The sequence below is a fragment of the Pseudomonas sp. ZY71 genome, from assembly GCF_036542145.1.
In the GTDB taxonomy this organism is placed as follows: domain Bacteria; phylum Pseudomonadota; class Gammaproteobacteria; order Pseudomonadales; family Pseudomonadaceae; genus Aquipseudomonas; species Aquipseudomonas koreensis_A.
Genome location: NZ_CP144274.1, coordinates 5,490,220 through 5,507,783, shown reverse-complemented (window position 1 = coordinate 5,507,783; position 17,564 = coordinate 5,490,220). Strand labels below are relative to the sequence as shown.

15 protein-coding genes are annotated in these 17,564 nt (G+C 59.5%); 6 read left to right on the top strand and 9 right to left on the bottom strand.

Going from position 1 to position 17,564, the window contains the following annotated elements; all coding sequences use genetic code 11:
- Positions 1-224: 224 nt before the first annotated feature.
- Genes VY732_RS24350 through VY732_RS24335 form a run of 4 tightly spaced genes read right to left on the bottom strand, consistent with a single transcriptional unit; the run spans position 225 to position 6,524 of the window.
- Positions 225-1,589, bottom strand: a complete 1,365-nt coding sequence (locus tag VY732_RS24350; RefSeq protein ID WP_331692032.1) for a heavy metal sensor histidine kinase — start codon at positions 1,587-1,589, stop codon at positions 225-227.
- Positions 1,579-2,256: a heavy metal response regulator transcription factor gene (locus VY732_RS24345; protein WP_007916978.1), complete on the bottom strand. Its 678-nt coding sequence runs from the start codon at positions 2,254-2,256 to the stop codon at positions 1,579-1,581. The genes VY732_RS24350 and VY732_RS24345 overlap by 11 nt, the downstream gene beginning before the upstream one ends.
- 9 nt (positions 2,257-2,265) lie before the next feature.
- Entirely contained in the window at positions 2,266-5,367 is a 3,102-nt protein-coding gene (locus VY732_RS24340; RefSeq protein ID WP_331692021.1) for a multidrug efflux RND transporter permease subunit, read from the bottom strand.
- Positions 5,364-6,524 (bottom strand): efflux RND transporter periplasmic adaptor subunit, encoded by a 1,161-nt coding sequence (locus VY732_RS24335; protein ID WP_123595733.1) that lies wholly within the window; start codon positions 6,522-6,524, stop codon positions 5,364-5,366. The genes VY732_RS24340 and VY732_RS24335 overlap by 4 nt, the downstream gene beginning before the upstream one ends.
- A gap of 1,176 nt (positions 6,525-7,700) precedes the next feature.
- Between VY732_RS24335 and VY732_RS24330 the strand changes: the two genes are divergently transcribed.
- The 3 genes from VY732_RS24330 (at position 7,701) to VY732_RS24320 (ending at position 8,995) form a co-directional block, all read left to right on the top strand.
- Positions 7,701-8,063 (top strand): DUF6124 family protein, encoded by a 363-nt coding sequence (locus VY732_RS24330; protein ID WP_123595730.1) that lies wholly within the window; start codon positions 7,701-7,703, stop codon positions 8,061-8,063.
- A gap of 274 nt (positions 8,064-8,337) precedes the next feature.
- A complete protein-coding gene (locus VY732_RS24325) occupies positions 8,338-8,643 on the top strand; it encodes a hypothetical protein (protein WP_077574467.1) in 306 nt (101 codons plus the stop codon).
- A gap of 112 nt (positions 8,644-8,755) precedes the next feature.
- Positions 8,756-8,995, top strand: a complete 240-nt coding sequence (locus tag VY732_RS24320; protein ID WP_102901568.1) for a hypothetical protein — start codon at positions 8,756-8,758, stop codon at positions 8,993-8,995.
- A gap of 104 nt (positions 8,996-9,099) precedes the next feature.
- On the opposite strand, the gene VY732_RS24315 is transcribed toward VY732_RS24320, so the two are convergent.
- From VY732_RS24315 to norR, 5 genes are all read right to left on the bottom strand, one after another.
- Entirely contained in the window at positions 9,100-9,849 is a 750-nt protein-coding gene (locus VY732_RS24315) for a YkgJ family cysteine cluster protein (protein WP_077574466.1), read from the bottom strand.
- 83 nt (positions 9,850-9,932) lie between these two features.
- The gene (locus VY732_RS24310; protein ID WP_331692017.1) at positions 9,933-10,259 is read right to left on the bottom strand and encodes a hypothetical protein; all 327 of its coding nucleotides are present in this window, start codon (positions 10,257-10,259) and stop codon (positions 9,933-9,935) included.
- 149 nt (positions 10,260-10,408) lie between these two features.
- Positions 10,409-10,867, bottom strand: a complete 459-nt coding sequence (locus VY732_RS24305) for a GNAT family N-acetyltransferase (protein WP_077574464.1) — start codon at positions 10,865-10,867, stop codon at positions 10,409-10,411.
- Positions 10,868-10,894: 27 nt separating this feature from the next.
- A complete protein-coding gene (locus tag VY732_RS24300; RefSeq protein ID WP_034156080.1) occupies positions 10,895-11,797 on the bottom strand; it encodes a chemotaxis protein CheV in 903 nt (300 codons plus the stop codon).
- A 312-nt stretch (positions 11,798-12,109) separates the two neighbouring features.
- Entirely contained in the window at positions 12,110-13,669 is a 1,560-nt protein-coding gene (gene norR / locus VY732_RS24295; RefSeq protein ID WP_331692015.1) for a nitric oxide reductase transcriptional regulator NorR, read from the bottom strand.
- A 164-nt stretch (positions 13,670-13,833) separates the two neighbouring features.
- Between norR and hmpA the strand changes: the two genes are divergently transcribed.
- The 3 genes from hmpA (at position 13,834) to cyoA (ending at position 17,564) form a co-directional block, all read left to right on the top strand.
- The gene (gene hmpA / locus VY732_RS24290) at positions 13,834-15,015 is read left to right on the top strand and encodes an NO-inducible flavohemoprotein (protein ID WP_331692013.1); all 1,182 of its coding nucleotides are present in this window, start codon (positions 13,834-13,836) and stop codon (positions 15,013-15,015) included.
- A gap of 255 nt (positions 15,016-15,270) precedes the next feature.
- Positions 15,271-15,780 (top strand): disulfide bond formation protein B, encoded by a 510-nt coding sequence (locus VY732_RS24285; RefSeq protein WP_331692011.1) that lies wholly within the window; start codon positions 15,271-15,273, stop codon positions 15,778-15,780.
- A gap of 842 nt (positions 15,781-16,622) precedes the next feature.
- Complete coding sequence (gene cyoA / locus VY732_RS24280) at positions 16,623-17,564, top strand: ubiquinol oxidase subunit II (protein WP_007916947.1); 942 nt, start codon at positions 16,623-16,625, stop codon at positions 17,562-17,564.

Below are 17,564 nucleotides of genomic sequence, written 5' to 3'. Positions count from 1 at the left end.
GATTCGGTGAATCAAGATCAGGTCGGTGCACATCTGCAGCATCCCCCAATCAGTCCCCTCTCCCGGAGGGAGAGGGAGCTGACCGAGGTGTCTGGCGTTGTACATCGACCTGAAAGATCGAGTCGATTATGGATTCGGTAAATCAAGATCAGGTCGGTGCACATTTGCAGCATCCCCCAATCAGTCCCCTCTCCCCCCGGGAGAGGGTTAGGGTGAGGGGCTTTTCAGACCGGCAAATAAATCCCGAATGTATTCATCCCCCGATCACTGCGCACAAACACATCTCCACCATGCATCAACGCAATCGCCTTGACGATCGCCAGTCCCAACCCATGGTTATTGCCACTGTTGCTACGCGACGCATCGACCCGATAAAAGCGCTCGAACAAGCGTGGCAAATGCTCGCTGGCAATCGGCGAACCGGGGTTGGCGACACCAATACTCACCTGATGCGCTTCAACCTCAATCCGCACCTCGATCACCTGACCCGCCCCGGTGTGCTGCACCGCATTGCTCAACAAATTGATCAGCGCCCGGCGCAGATGCGCGACCTCGATCTGCACCAGCGCATCACCGCTGACCTGCACTTCAACCTGTGCGTCTTCAAGAATGAAATCCAGATATTCCAGCGTCGTTGCCACCTCATCGGCCAGGGAAGTCGAGGTCAATTTGGTCGCCTTGTTGCCCTGATCGGCACTGGCCAGAAACAACATGTCGTTGATGATCGAACGCAGCCGTTCCAACTCTTCCAGATTGGATTGCAGCACTTCGAAATAATGTTCTGCAGAGCGTCCACGGGTCAGCGCCACTTGCGTCTGGCCAATCAGATTGGTCAGCGGCGAACGCAGCTCATGAGCGACGTCGGCGTTGAACGATTCCAACCGCGAATAGGCGACTTCAACCCTTTCCAGCGTCGAGTTGAACGAGTCGACAAACTGCTCCAGCTCCGGCGGGAGCGGCGACAAACGCAAGCGGCCGGCCCGCAGCGGCGGCGCCAGACGTTGGGCTTCATGGGACAGTTTGATCAACGGTTTGAGACCAATCCGCGCCACCCAATAACCCAGCGCCGAAGCCATCAGCACACCGACAATCGCCAGCCCGATCAGCGCGATCAACAGGTTGTGCTGAGTCTCATGAAACGTCTCGGTATCAATGCCTATCATGAAGCGCAGCGGCGGGCGCTGATCCTTGGCCGGCAACTCGGTCAGCAGTACTTTCAGCGGATAAGGATGGTCGGCCAACTGCAGATCATGCATGCCCAACGGGCCTTGGGCGAACGCGCGAATCACCGCATCTGGCTGACCGTATTCGTAACCCGGATCGCCGCTCACCACCCAGAAACGAATGCGTTTGTCCTCCTCACCGAGCAGCTTCAACTTGGCGTTGATCTTGACCCAATGCTCTGGCGTGCCGAAGCGATTGAGCGCCGATTCGAGCACGCTGTAGCGCGCATCCAGCTCGGCTTCCGGGAGCAATCCCAGGCCTTTGTCGACCTGTTGATACAACGCGCCACCGATCAACAGAAACACCACCAGCGCCACCAGCGTGAACATTCCACTGAGGCGCAGGGCAATCGAGTTACTGGACACCACGGCTCTCCAGCACATAACCCATGCCACGAATGGTGTGTAGCAGTTTCTCGTCGAACGGTCCGTCGAGTTTGGCGCGCAGGCGTTTGATCGCCACCTCGACGACGTTGGCATCGCTGTCGAAATTGATGTCCCAGACCATCTCGGCAATTGCGGTTTTCGAGAGGATTTCACCCTGGCGGCGGGCCAACACGCTCAACAGCGAGAACTCTTTGGCGGTCAGATCCAGACGAGTGCCGGCGCGAGTGGCCTTGCGGCTGATCAGATCTATCCACAGGTCGGCGATGCTCACCTGCACCGGTTCATGCCCGCCGCTGCGCCGGGTCAGCGCTTGCAAACGTGCGACCAGTTCAAGGAAGGAAAACGGTTTGCCGAGGTAATCGTCGGCACCGTCGCGCAGGCCTTTGATGCGGTCTTCGACGCGCTCGCGGGCGGTGAGCATGATCACCGGGGTCTGCTTGCGTGCACGCAATGCGCGCAGCACGCCGAAGCCGTCGAGGCCCGGCAACATGACGTCGAGGACGATCACCGCGTAGTCGCTTTCCAGCGCCAGATGCAGACCCTCGACGCCGTCGCGAGCCAGATCCACGGTGTAACCCTGTTCCGTCAGACCGCGGTGCAGATAGTCCGCGGTTTTTTCCTCGTCTTCGATAATCAGAACGCGCATGACCCTGCCTCAGTCTGTGGTCGCCAACGCCGGTGAGGGCATCGGTTTGGGCCGGTGGAACAGCCGCTCGAGCCACAAGTATATGACTGGAGTGGTAAACAACGTCAGCATCTGGCTGACCAGCAAACCGCCGACCACCGCGATCCCCAACGGCTGGCGCAGTTCGGCGCCAGTGCCGTAACCGAGCATCAGCGGTAGCGCGCCAAGCAGGGCGGCGAGGGTGGTCATGATGATCGGCCGGAACCGCGTGATGCATGCTTCGAAAATCGCATCCTGTGGCGACAGGCCTCGGTGGCGCTGCGCCTCCAGGGCGAAGTCGATCATCAGGATGCCGTTCTTCTTGACGATACCGATCAGCAACACCAGCCCGATCAAGGCCATGATCGAAAAATCCTGACCGCAGATCCACAGCATGATCACTGCGCCCAAACCTGCCGCCGGCAGCGTCGAAATGATCGTCAGCGGGTGTACGAAGCTTTCATAAAGCACGCCGAGAATGATGTACACCGCCACCAGTGCCGCCAGAATCAGCCACGGCTGACTGGCCAGCGAACTCTGGAAGGCCTGCGCAGCACCTTGGAAATTGCCGCTGATGGCGGTGGGCATGCCGATCTCGGCCTTGGCCTGATTGAGCAGAATCACTGCGTCACCCAACGCCACACCGGGCGCCAGATTGAACGACAGGTTGGCGGCGGGGAACATGCCGTCATGCGCGATCGACAGTGGGCCAATGGTTGGCGCATCGAACTTGGCCAGCGCCGACAGCGGCACCATCTCGCCACTTAGCGGCGAGCGCAGGTAGAAGTAGTTAAGGCTTTCGGCCTTGCCGCGTTGCTTGGTGTCCAGTTCCAGAATCACGTTGTACTGGTTGACCTGGGTCTGGAATTCATTGATCTGGCGCTGGCCGAACGCATCGTACAGCGCCTCGTCGACATCGCTGGCGGTCAGGCCGAAACGTGCGGCGGCGCTGCGATCGATGCTGATGTGGGTAATGCTGCCGCCCAATTGCAGGTCGTTGGAAATGTCGCGGAACGCCGGGTTGCTACGCAGTTTTTCCGTTAGGCGTTGCGTCCATGTGGCGAGGGTCGCGCCGTCGTTACTCTTGAGCACGTATTGGTACTGCGCGCGGCTCGGGCCGGAGCTGAGGTTGATATCCTGACCAGCGCGCAGATAGAGAACGATGCCGGGGACTTTCATCAGTTGCGGACGGATGCGGTCGATGAACTGGCTGGCGCTGACGTCACGGTCGCCGCGTTTTTTCAGGGCAATCCAGAAGCGGCCGTTGGCGATGGTTTGGTTGCTGCCGGAGACGCCGACCGAGTGGGAGAACGCCTGCACGGCCGGATCAGCGGCGACGATTTCGGCCATCGCCAGGTGTTTTTTCACCATGTCGCCGTAGGAAATATCCGCCGCAGCTTCGGTGGTGCCGAGGACGAAACCGGTGTCCTGAATCGGGAAGAAACCTTTCGGGATAAAGATGTAACCGCCGATGGCCAGCGCCAGCGACAGACCGAACACGCCGATCATCAATTTCTGATGGGCGAGGGCGCGGCGCAGGCCTCGTTCGTACCAGCCGAGCAGGCGTTCGCTGAAACCCGGTTTGGCGTGGGCGTGGTGCACCGGTTTACGCATGAACAGCGCCGCCAGCGTCGGCGCCAGGGTCAGCGACACCACCACGGAAATCATGATGGTCGAGGTCGCGGTCAGGGCAAATTCCTTGAACAGGCGCCCAACCACGCCGCCCATGAACAGCAGCGGAATGAATGCCGCCACCAGCGAGAAACTGATCGAGACCACGGTGAAACCGATCTCGCCGGCACCTTTGATGGCCGCCTCGCGCATGTCGTCGCCGGCCTCCAGATGTCGGTGGATGTTCTCCACCACGACGATGGCATCGTCGACCACAAACCCCACGGCCACCACGATCGCCACCAGCGTCAGGTTGTTCAGACTGAAACCGAGGATATACATCAGGGCGAAACTGGCGATCAGCGACACGCCGAGTACCGCCGAGACAATCAGTGTCGCTGACAATTGGCGCAAGAACAGCGCCATCACCGCGACCACCAACATGATCGCAATCAACAGGGTGATCTCGACTTCATGCAGGGATGCACGAATGGTCTGCGTACGGTCGATCAGGGTTTTCACCTGCACCGACGCCGGCAGCATCGCTTCGAGGCCGGGCAGGGCGGCTTGAATACGGTCGACGGTTTCAACGATGTTGGCGCCGGGTTGGCGCGAGATCACCAGGTTCACACCGGGTTGATCACCGGCCCACGCTTGCACGTAGGCATCTTCCGAACCGTTGACGACTTTGGCGACATCGCGCAGGTGAACCGGCGCGCCGTCCTTGTAGGAAACGATGAGTTGGCTGTAGTCCTCGGGGTGGAACAACTGGTCGTTGGTCGACAGCGTCGAGATGCTCGATTCGCCGTACAGCGCACCTTTGGCGAGGTTGAGGCTGGTCTGCTGGATCGCCAGACGAATGTCGGCGAGGGTCAGGCCGATCGCCGCCAGTTTGTCTGCCGAGGCTTGCACGCGAATCGCCGGACGTTGCTGACCGGTGATGTTGATTTGGCCTACGCCGTCGATCTGACTGATCTGACGCGAGAGCAGGGTTTCCACCAGGTCGCTGAGTTCGGTGCCGGGCATTTGCGTCGAGCTGACGCTGAGGATCAGCACCGGGCTGTCGGCCGGGTTGACCTTCTTCCAGGTTGGCAGGGTTGGCATGTCCTTGGGCAGTTTGCCGGCGGCGGTGTTGATCGCCGCCTGGACTTCCTGCGCGGCAGTGTCGATGCTTTTATCGAGGGTGAATTGCAGGGTCAAAAGGCTGGAGCCCAAGGCGCTGCTGGAGGTCATCTGGGTCATGCCGGGGATGGCGCTGAATTGCACCTCCAGCGGCGTGGCCACGGACGAGGCCATGGTGTCGGGGCTGGCGCCGGGCAATTGCGCGGAGACCTGGATTGTAGGAAATTCCGCTTCCGGCAGTGGGGCGATTGGCAGACGCGGGAAGGCAATTGCGCCGACCAGTACCAGGGCGATGGTCAGCAGAATCGTCGCCACCGGGTGATCGATACACCATGTGGAGACGCCTTTGTGCGCCTTCATGGTTTCGGCTCCGCTTGCACCACCTGCGCCGGCTCGGTCATCACTTGTACGGTCGAGCCTGGCTTGAGCCGCGACTGGCCGTCGGTGACCAGCACGTCACCGGCCTTCACGCCTTTGATGATGTCCTGACCGCTGCCTTGGTAAACCATCTGCACTTGCACGGCTTCGACCTTGTCGCCGTTGACCCGGTAAACGAAGTGTTGGTCGAGACCACGTTGTACGACGGTGGGCGGGACCACCAGCGCATCTTTGTCGAGGGCTGTCTGAATTTTTACCGTGACCAGCAGGCCGGGCCAGAGTTTCTGGCTGGCGTTGGCGAATTCGGCCTTGGCGCGGATGGTGCCGGTGTTGGCGTTGATCTGGTTGTCGATCAGGGTCAGATGACCTTCGCCGAGCAGGTTGCCGGTTTCACCGTCGGTGTCGGCGCCGATGTACGCCTTGACCTGTGCGCGTTGCGGATCGTTGATCAGGCCTTGCAGGGTCGGCAGCATTTGCTGCGGCAGCGAGAACTCGACGGCAATCGGGTCGATCTGGGTGACGGTGAACAGGCCGGCGGTGTCGGTCATGCGCAGGAAGTTGCCTTCGTCGACTGTGCGAATACCGACGCGGCCGGTGACGGGGGAGCGGATCTGCGTGTAGGAAAGTTGTACTTGCGCGGCGTCGATCGAAGCCTGGTTGCCTTGGGCGGTGGCCTTCAGTTGGTTGACCAGGGCTTGTTGCTGGTCGTAGGTCTGCTTCGAGATGCCGTCGTCGACGGTGAGCAGTTTGTAGCGTTTGAGGTTGACCAGGGCGACTTGCAGTTGCGCCTGGCTTTCGCCCAGTTGGGCGCGGGTCTGGTCGAGGCTGGCGCGGATGGAGCGGTCGTCGATGGTGGCCAGCAGGTCGCCTGCTTTGACGAGTTGGCCTTCTTTGACGAGGATTTTGGTGAGGATACCGTCGATCTGGGGGCGCACGACGACGCTGTGTAATGAGAGTACGGAACCGATGCCGCTGGTGTAGCGGGGGACGTCTTTTTCGCTGACCGCTATGACTCGCACCGGGATGGCGGTGGGGGTGGCGAGTTTGGTCGGGGCGGGTTTCAGGGCGTACCACAGACCTGCGCCTGCGAGGACGATCAATAGGGTGGCGAGCAGGGCTTTGTTCTTTTGGATTCGCATGCGGGGTGGGCGCCGGACGGATTTTGGGCAGGGTTAGGGTCTTTATAAACTTGTTTGGGGGTCAGGAGGGTGACGGCTAGCTGTCGGCGCTGTCAGTTTCGCTGGGTGCATATCCGTTGCTGCGGTAACGGCGGCTTAGGGTTCCGCCCTTACGGCGGGTCACTTTTTCCAGACGCCGAAAAAGTAACCAAAAAGGCTTGCTCCTGCGTGCGGCCCGCTCGCTGGGGCTCGGGGTTCCTTCGCTGCGGGATCGATCCGGGCGCAGCGTCTACGGTTTGCTTCGCTGCACCTCCTCTCGCTGTGTTTGGCTGCGCCAAACGGTCGCTGCGCTCCCACGCCCGGATCAATCCCTCCACTCAGCCTTCCGACGTCGCCCTACAGATCAAGAGCTGCAGCCGAGCTAACGCTCATCCTGTTGAGTGGTGAAGAGCGGGGCGTGGTCGGCTTTGGATTTGTGGTGGATTTGCCCCTCACCCCAGCCCTCTCCCGAGGGAGAGGGGGCCGATTTGTGGTCTTTTCAAGGCTGGAGTTCAACGCGGTATCGCACGTCGGCGTAGTTCTACCAAACAACTAGGTCAGTCCCCTCTCCCTCCGGGAGAGGGCTAGGGTGAGGGGCTTTTGATCTGATTCAGAATCTGAGTCCGGCTCGGTATTTCACGTCGGCGTACTTCGCTCAAACACCCCGGTCAGTCCCCTCTCCCTCCGGGAGAGGGCTAGGGTGAGGGGCTTTTGATCTGTTTCAAAACCTGAGTTCAACACGGTATCGCACGTCGGCGTAGCTCTGCCAAACACCCCGGTCAGTTCCCTCTCCCTCTGGGAGAGGGCTAGGGTGAGGGTTGGCTTTTGGCTGTTTAAATTTGTGTCAAATAACCAGAACCTTCCCACAATGTTTTCAGGTTGTCCGTCGGACGTGCGCTCTCTAGTCTTGGGTTGTCGCCGAAAACTCGGTGATCGGGTGTGAGAACCCTGAAAAATTAGTGAATCAGTCCATCAGTCCGCATAATTGCCGGCGGCTTGTCCGCTGCTTGCAAATGCTTCATGGCGGCTGTGTGCGGGCAGACTTCGGTCTGGCCGGTTTCCTATTTTTCCGGTTTCTCACCCCGCACATAGCTGCCACCCACTTCGCCGCGTGAGAAACGGCAAGGGATGGCTCCCATTTGCAAAATAGGGTTTCCAATGACTAAGCCAGTTCCAGATCCACCCATCGATCCCACAACCCCACTCGAAGACGCCCTCCGCGCCGACGACCAGATCAAAACCCGCGAAGCCATCAAGCGCGCCCTCGATTTCTACCTCTGTCCCGAACCGGTCAAACCGCGTCAGCCCAGTACGATGTTCCTCATCCACCCGAACATCGACACCGAAAGCCTGCTCGCCCACGCCTGCGAATCGCTGGCTTCAGCCAATGTCATGGCCGGTGATCTGGCTGATCAGCTCAGTCGCCCGCAGCGCAGTACGGCGCTGGCGATCCAGCAGATCGTCATGCTTGCCGAGCTTGCGGTGAACCGGGCGCTGGATCGGGTTGATCCACAAACGTAATCCGTCTGAGCACCGCGTCATCGTTCTTCGCGAGCAGGCTCGCTCCCACCGTTTGAAACGCAGTCCCCCTGTGGAAGCGAGCCTGCTCGCGAAGACGTCTGATTGGGCACCCCATCGCTAACGGCCATTTTTTGTTAAGCAGTCCCAAAAAGGGACCGATCAGTCCCAATCAGGGACTTATTTGCCCACTACGCTTCTCAAGATCCGTCCCAGTACGCGGATAACATTGTGTAGCCCGGGTTCTCTGGGCCGCTCACCCCGGGAGTGTCTTGAAATGAAGCTGAAAACCGCTCTGCCGTCTGTGCTTCTCTTGCTTCCACTCACAGCCTTCGCCGCGCCGGCCAGTCAATCCGGCGAGATCCGCTTCACCGGGCAAATCGTTGATTCGGGCTGTCAGGTCGGACCGGTCGGGGCGTTTGCGTCTCGTGAGTCTCGCCAGATCGAAATCAAGCCCGGCGTGAGCGTCGATGTCGACACTGATCGCAACGCCTGCAGTCATCAGGCGCTGCCGATTTCCATGCGCTACGAAGCGCTGAAGACCACAACCGACAAAGGCATCGTCATCATCAGTTACCTGTAAACCGTTCGGCGTGCGCTGCAAAATCTTCAGGTGCCGAGTCAAGGCGCACAGGTATACTGCGCGCCTTCGCGGCTCACTGATCGGGCCCGACTTTTTGCTTTCCGGAGCTTTTATGACTTCCCCGACCCTGCCGCCGGTTGACGACGCCGTGAGCGATGTCCCGGCTGAACTGGCCGACACCAGCGATACCAAAGCCGATATCCCGGCGTTCAAGTTCCCGTTCAAGCCGGGCGAACTGGCTTCTGCCAAAGGCTCGAACCAGCCGTGGTACAAGAACGGCGCCAAGAATGGCCACACCAAGACCCCGGGCATGGCGCCGCCGGGCACCCGTCGTTCGATGGGCAAGCGCTGAGTTTTAATCCCGCCTGCGCTCAACGCGGCGATTGATACTGCCTGTGCCGGACCTTTCGCTGGCTTGCCAGCGATGAGGCCCGGGCGGACGCTAAAGAAACTGGATCAAGCCGCCCGCAGCGAAATGAACGCATACGTCTGCGCCGGTTCAGTCACCACCTGCGCCCCGGCCGCCACCACTTGCCCGGCTACATCATCCCCGGACACATGAAACACCCACTCACTCGGAGCAGTTGCCAGCGGTTGCGCGGTCACCTGATCAATCACCGAAGCAAAAGCGCTCATATTCGGCAAGTACGCAGTAAACCCGTCACCCTTCAGCGCCGTGGTACGAATGCCGAGCATCGCGCAAATCGCATCCTTGATGCCGATGTCATCCCGATCGGCCTGGCGCGAGCGTTGAATCAACTCCACCAGCTCCTGATCCACCAACTCACCACCGGCAATCAGCACCGGCCCCTGTTGCCAGGACTCCGGCGGACAATCCTTGGCGGCAGGGTTGAGCGGGATATGCGGATTGATTTCCGCCGGATAAATCCTGCACACCAGCGGCCGGCGCTCGTAGATCCGGCACAGCTTGTCTTCGTCAAGATTCCGACAGGGGCCGACATTGTACGCGGCGAAGGTGATCGCCACATGGGCGTCTGTCGCGCCGCTGCGAACGACCGCTGAACGCCGTTCGGCATGTTCACGCTGCTGCGCTGGCAAACCCAGGCCATTACCAAGAAAGGCCTCGACCAGCACGATCACCTGACCGCCATCCGCCGCCCACATGCGGGCTTCGGCCAGGGTCAGCGGGACATGGTGGTCGGTGCAGCATTTGCCGCAGCCTACGCAGGAAAACGTCGTATTCATTGAGCGATCTGTCTTCAATCAGGGTGTGAAACGGTGGCGGAAAACCACCGCACAGGCGCGGATCGAAGCAAGTTATGCGCCACTCACTGGGATTTGGCGGTCGGACGGATCGAGTCCCACTCGCTGACGAAGGCGGTTTTCGACTGTTTGTTGTACAGGCACAGCTCGGTGCCTTGCTGGCCTTTCATGTGTTTTTGCGGGTATTGGCCTTGCAGCAACACGGCGGTGTAGCCGACGCGGTCGTCGAATTGTGCGGGGGCGCCGACCGGTTTGGCGTTTTTCAGGCCACTGGCTTTGGTGCAACTGGCGAGCACGGTTTTGTCGTAAGCGGCCCAGGCATCGGGGCTGGAGGCGTGGGCCTGGGAGGCGAGGGCGGTGAGGCAGAGCAGGCTTGCGGTGATGGCTTTCATGGTGGGGCGTCCTTGGTTGTGGGTGGCCAAGGTTTGAGTCTGCCTGAGTGTTAGAAGTTGCCTGTGCCGGCCCTTTCGCGAGCAGGCTCGCTCCCACAGTTTGAAATGCATTCCAGGGTGGGAGCGAGCCTGCTCGCGAAGACGGTCTATCAGTCCGGCACCAGCTCGCGGCGGACCACATACATCCCGGCACTTTCATACAACCGCTGCGCCCGCCGGTTGTCTTCCAACACCTTCAGATCAACAAACCCTTCGCGCCGTTGCTGAAACACCTTGAATGCATTGAGCAACAACGCCCGGCCCAATCCGCGGCCCTGCATGCGCGGATGCACCACCAGATTCTTGATATAGGCGCTGGTCCAGCATTGCGCCACACCGACTACGCCTTCGGCATCACGGGCAATCAAACACAGGCTCGGATCATATTCAGGATCGGTTTCGAACTGCCGCTGCCAAGCGTCCAGCGCCGGCACTCGGCCGCCGCCTTCGCGATAACCGAGTTGCATCAAATGATGCACGTCCGCCGCCATTTCGACGGAGTACGTGCGCAGTTCAATGTCTTGTGGCCAAGGTGCATCCGGTGCGTCTTTGCCAAGATCGCGCCGCATCAAAAAACAATACGTCTCGGCCAAGACTCAGTGCCCTTGGGCGGCGACGTGTTTGGCCGCTTCGATCAGGCAGTGGGTCAGTTCCGGCGAGGAGAACTTGGTCAGTACGCCGTTCGCCCCGGCCAAACGCGCTTTCTCGCTGTTCATCGCGCTGTCGAGCGAGGTGTGCAGCAGCACGTACAGATGGGCGAAGTCCGGGGTTTCGCGCAGGGTGCGGGTGAAGGCGTAACCATCCATCTCGGACATCTCGATGTCGGAGACAATCAGGTTGATCTGCTGAGCCGTGCCTTGCAGGTCGAGCAGGCAGTCGATGGCCTCCTTGGCACTGCGCGCGGTGTGGCATTGCAGGCCGAGATTGCGCAGGGTGTGTACCGATTGCTGCAGCGCCACCTGGCTGTCGTCGACCACCAGAATCCGCGCGTTGCCGAGCACATCAGCGTCTTCCATGCTCAGGTCGGTCGGGGCCATTTCGATCTGTGCCGGGGCGATGCTGTGGATAACCTTTTCGATATCCAGCACCTGCACCAGTGTGCCGTCCACCGAGGTCACGCCAGTGATGTAGGCGCGCGAACCGCCGGAACCGAACGGCGGTGGTTTGATGTCGGTGGTCAGGCAATGAACGATTTTGCTCACCGCCTGCACGTGCAGGCCCTGCTTGGAGCGGCTGACGTCGGTGACGATCAGGCAGCCGCCGTTCGGGTCTTCCAGCGGGCGCTCGCCGATGGCGCGGCTGAGGTCGATGACCGACAACGAGGCGCCACGCAGGGTGGCGATGCCTTTCACGTGCGGGTGCGATTCCGGCAGTTTGGTCAGCGGCGGGCAGGGGATGATTTCACTGACTTTCAGCAGGTTGATCGCCATCAACTTGCCGCTGCGCAAGGTAAACAGCAGAAGCGAAAGTGAGTCTGCGCGGGCTTTGGTGGAGGACATATGAACCTTCTGTGGAAAGGTGGTGGGCGAGGGGGCAAATCGCCAGAAACTATTGATGCCGGGTTATCGGCGTTAAAGGGGTGGGCTTTAGGTTAGTTGTCGGGTGGCGTTTCAATCAAAAGCCAAAGCCCCTCACCCCAGCCCTCTCCCAGAGGGAGAGGGAGCCGATTGGGGGATATTGTAGTAATTCACTGACCTGAACCTGCTCTGCTGAATCCATAATCGACTCGATATTTCAGGTCGGCGTATGGCGAAAGACACATCGGTCAGTCCCCTCTCCCTCAGGGAGAGGGCTAGGGTGAGGGTGTGCTTTTAGCTCTTCATGCCTAGTCGTTTGGCCATGCGGCCGAGGTTGGCTCGGTCCAGCCCCAACTCCCGCGCCGCACTCGCCCAGTTATCCTGATTACGCTCCAGCGCCGCACTGATCAAACGCCGCTGATACTGCTCGGTCGCACTGCGCAAATCTCCAGTGATCAACGGCATCTCAGCCACGACACCGACACCAGCCTCAACCGAGTTATCCACAACCTCGCGCGGCAAATCCAGATCCGCCGCGCTCAAACTGAGAATCTTCGGCCGCACCTTGCAATTGCCCAGCGCCTTCAGCGCACTGCGGCCGATCAAGTGCTCCAGCTCGCGCACGTTGCCCGGCCAAGTGTAGGCGAGCAGTGCTTCCTGGGCGTCGCTGTTCAGGCGCAGGCTGTTTAGGCCCATGCGCGAGCGGTTCTGTTCGAGGAAGAAACCACTGAGCAACAACACATCGCGACCACGATCACGCAGCGCCGGCACGCGCAGGGGGTACACACTGAGGCGATGATAGAAGTCGGCACGATAGCGACCGCAGCGCACTTCTTCGGCGAGGTCGCGGTTGGTCGCGGCAATCAGGCGCACATCGACCTGATGCTCCTTGTCCGAGCCCAACCGTTGCAACTGGCCGCTCTGCAAGACGCGCAGCAATTTCGCCTGCACGGTCAGCGACAACTCGCCGACTTCGTCGAGGAACAGCGTGCCGCCATTGGCCAGTTCGAACTTGCCGCGACGGTCGCTGGTGGCGCCGGTGAAGGCGCCGCGCACGTGGCCGAACAGTTCACTTTCGACCAGCGTATCCGGCAGCGCGGCGCAGTTGAGGCTGATGATCGGTTTATCGGCGCGGGGAGAAGCGGCGTGAATGGCCTGGGCGACCAGCTCTTTGCCGACGCCGGTTTCGCCGGTGATCAACACGGTCAGATCGCTGCCGCCGACCAGATTGATTTCCTCCACCAGTTTCTTCAGCGCCTTGCTCTGGCCGATCATCTCGCGGTTCTGCTGGCCGCTGGCCTGGCGATAAACCTCGGCGCGCTGGTGTTCGTCCTCCGCGCGATTGGCCAAGCGCTGGATGCGTTCGGCGGCGTTGACCGTGGCCGAGGCGAGGCTGGCGAAGGCTTGCAGGGCGTCCAGTTCGATCGGTTCGAAACGCTCGGGGTCGAGGGCGTCGAGGGTGATCAGGCCCCAGAGTTTTTCATCGACAAACAAAGGACAGCCGAGGCAATCGTGAACTTCGAGGTGTTCGTCGAGGCCATCGACCAAGCCGTCATAAGGATCGGGCAAGTCGCTGTCGGCGGCGAATCGCGTGGGTCCGGCACCGCTGAGGAGTATTTCGAAGCGCGGATGCTCGCTGACCTTGAAGCGGCGGCCGAGGGTGTCGGTGCTTAAACCGTCCACCGCCAGCGGCACCAGCGCTTCGCCGTCGAGGCGCAACAATGCAGCGGCATCGCAGGGCAGCAGCGCGCGCATGGCTTCAAGCAAGCGTCGATAACGCTCGCCCTCGGGCAATTCGCGGGACAGGTCGGAGACGAGTGGCAGTAGGGCGGTGAGCAGGGATTTGGCGGTCATGGTCTTGTAGTCAAAGAGACAAGATGTAGTCGGGATGACTATAAAGGTCTTTGAGTCTTTATGACTACGATATTTTCAAGCTATTGATTTATATGGATAAATAAGTTGGCACGGAACCTGATAGCCCTAAGGTAACTTTTCAAGAAAGCTCAGGAGTCATTCTTATGCTTAGCGACCAGGATCGTGCCATCGTCAAATCCACCGTGCCTCTGCTGGAAAGCGGCGGTGAGGCGTTGATCACTCACTTCTATCGCATGATGCTCTCTGAATACCCGGAAGTTCGGCCTCTGTTCAACCAGGCGCACCAGGCCAGCGGTGACCAGCCTCGCGCCTTGGCTAACGGCGTGTTGATGTATGCGCGGCACATCGATCAGCTCGACCAGTTGGGCGATCTGGTGGCGAAGATCATCAACAAGCACGTGGCCCTGCAGATCCTCCCGGAACACTACCCGATTGTCGGTGCCTGTCTGCTGCGGGCGATTTCCGAAGTGCTCGGCGAAGAAATCGCCACACCGGAAGTGATGAGCGCCTGGGGTGCGGCGTATGGGCAACTGGCGGACATTCTGATCGGCGCCGAAACGGCGATCTACGACCAGAAAGAACACGCCGTTGGCGGCTGGCGCGGGGCGCGTGAGTTCATCGTTGCGGCCAAAGTCGAGGAGAGCGCGGAGATCGTTTCGTTCTACTTCGAACCAGCAGACAAAGGCCCGATCCTCGCGGCCGAGCCGGGTCAGTACATCGGCATGAAGCTGATCCTCGATGGTGAAGAAATCCGCCGCAACTACTCGCTGTCGGCACTGGCGAACAACGGTCAGTACCGCATCAGCGTCAAGCGCGAACCGGGTGGTCGGGCGTCCAACCACTTGCACGATCAACTGCAGGTTGGCGCGAGCATTCAGCTGTTTCCGCCATCGGGGGAGTTCACCTTGACTGCAAGCGACAAGCCATTGGTGCTGATCAGCGGCGGCGTCGGCATCACGCCGACTCTGGCGATGCTTGAAGCGGCGCTGGAAACCGAGCGGCCGGTGCACTTTATTCACTGCGCGCGCAACGGCAGCGTGCATGCGTTTCGTGACTGGATTGATGATTTGGCGGCGCGTCATCCGCAACTCAAGCGTTTTTACTGCTATGCCGAAGATGACGGTGTGAGTCCGGCGGCGGACAAGGTCGGGATGTTGAGTCAGGAGTTGCTGGGCGAGTGGTTGCCGGCTCAGCGTGATGTCGACGCCTACTTCCTTGGACCGAAGGGTTTCATGGGCGCGATCAAGCGTCATCTGAAGGCGCTGGGTGTGCCGGAGAAGCAGAGTCGTTATGAGTTCTTCGGACCGGCTTCGGCTCTGGAATAATCCTTAAGACTGAGTCGCCTTCATCGCGAGCAGGCTCACTCCTACAGGGGCTGTGGCGTACATGAGAATGGTGTACGACGCAGATCCCTTGTAGGAGTGAGCCTGCTCGCGATGGCCGTTACACGATTCAGATTCTTGAAAAGTGTTTAAAGGTTAATCGTTTCTTAACCGCTTTATCGTTTATTCCCCCGGTGTAGACTTGCGACAACCTTCAGCCGCAAGCCAGCTGAACCATGGACATATAAGGGAAACGCGATGAGCGAGGAAACGATTCGGTTGGGCCGTGAGCGGCGCTTTCTGGTGTTGCTGGGCATCATCTGCCTGGCACTGATCGGCGGTGCGCTGTACATGCAGATCGTGCTCGGCGAAGCACCGTGCCCACTGTGCATTTTGCAGCGCTATGCGTTGCTGCTGATCGCGCTGTTTGCGTTCATCGGCGCAGCGATGCGCAGCCGTCGCAGCATCACCGTGTTCGAAGTGCTGGTGGTGGTTTGTGCGATTGCCGGGGCCGGTGTGGCCGGGCATCACGTGTACACCCAGTTCTATCCGGCGGTCAGTTGCGGCATCGATGTGCTGCAGCCGATTGTCGATGATCTGCCATTGGCGAAGATCTTCCCGCTGGGCTTCCAGGTCGACGGTTTCTGCTCGACGCCGTACCCGCCGATCCTCGGTCTGTCGCTGGCACAGTGGGCGCTGGTAGCGTTCGTGCTGGTGGTGATCCTGGTGCCGCTGCTGACCTCGCGTAATCGAAAAGCACTGCGCTGAGTCAACTATTCGGCTGTCTGGCCGATACAGAAAACGCCTCGATTTGCGTATCAGCATATCGGGGCGTTTTGCATTTCAGAGTGTTGGTGAAAACACCGTGACGGACGGCAAGGGAGGGTGTGGCGAGTGTGCGACATGTTGTCACACGCGCCGTGTCGCAGGGCTCTTGAGTGACGCGGAATCGGCCGTTGTTACAAAAAAGGATTGGTCTGTTTCGGGGTTTTTCGGCTTTAGCACGTGAGTGCCATAGCAGGCAGTTTTAACAAGCGCTGGCATATGGCCAAAAGCCTTGGGTTATCGGGCTTTGCGCTGTTCGAACCTTCGGAAAAAGCCTTCAGAGCTGTCTGAACTGACGCGGGTACACCTACAATTTTTGGTGTTTTTGTTGAGAAATGTTTTCGATAACATGCGGAACTTTTGCAAAAATGGCGATGGATTGTTGCTCGAATCGATAAAAATTATTTCGGGATAAGACATGGTGTATAGGGCGCTACCTATCTACAATCGCCCGCACTGAATTCCCGGCACTGTTCAGCCTTTATTAAGGAACGCTTTTTATTAAGGCGCTGCGCAGAAAGTCGGGTGTCGAGTGAGTCGCAAGGCTTCCAAGACACCCAGGTGTCGGTGCCTTCCAACTTTCCGCACCAAATGGAATTGGTCTGTAACAAGGCCTTTGACCACGAATTCGAATAAGAACTGACCGCTGTCCCAGGTTTTGTCGAGCGTCTGACGCGCGACGGGCGGCCCTTATTCAATCCAAAGAAAATGCCAACCCTTGGCAGGGTGAAGTGTTGGCGATCAAAACCCAACTGCATTGCGCAAGCTGCTTTAGAGGTCGTGAGATGAGTAAAAACAGGTACCCCAGATTACTAGGCCTAGTGCCGCTGCTCGGCACGTTGTTGCTGGGAGGCTGCAACATGACCTTGCTCAATCCAACGGGCCAGGTTGGCCTGGAACAGCGAAACCTGATCATCACCGCGACCCTGCTGATGCTGTTGGTCGTCGTGCCGGTTATCGTCATGACCTTCCTGTTCGCCTGGAAGTACCGCGCGTCGAACAAGAACGCCGTCTACACCCCGAAATGGTCGCACTCGACCAAAATCGAAGTGGCAGTCTGGACCATCCCGGTCCTGATCATCATTGCCCTGGGTTACATCACCTACATTTCGACCCACGAACTGGACCCGTATCGTCCGATCCAGTCCGACGTCAAGCCTGTGACCATCGAAGTGGTCGCGCTGGACTGGAAGTGGCTGTTCATCTACCCGGAACAAGGCATTGCCACGGTCAACAAGATCGTGTTCCCGGCGCACACGCCAATCAACTTCAAGATCACCTCTGACGCTGTGATGAACTCGTTCTTCATCCCGGGTCTGGGCGGCCAGATCTACGCGATGGCGGGCATGCAGACCAAGCTGCACCTGATCGCTGACCGTAACGCTGAAATGGACGGTATCTCCGCCAACTACAGCGGCGCGGGTTTCACCGGTATGAAATTCAAGGCTATCTCCACCACTCAGGAAGATTTCGACGCCTGGGTAAGTGAAGTCAAGAAGTCACCTAAACAGCTTGATCAAGCTGAATACGCGGCCCTTGCCAAACCGAGCCAGAACAACCCAGTCGAGCTCTACTCCTCGGTCACGCCGAACCAGTTCCAGATCATCGTCGACAAGTACGAAGGTATGAAGCCGGGCAAGCCGCTGAAGCACGAGAAGAAAGAGAAAGAAGTGGCGGCCACGGAAATTGACTCGAGTTCGCATTCAGCTGCCGGGGCAGAGGAGTAA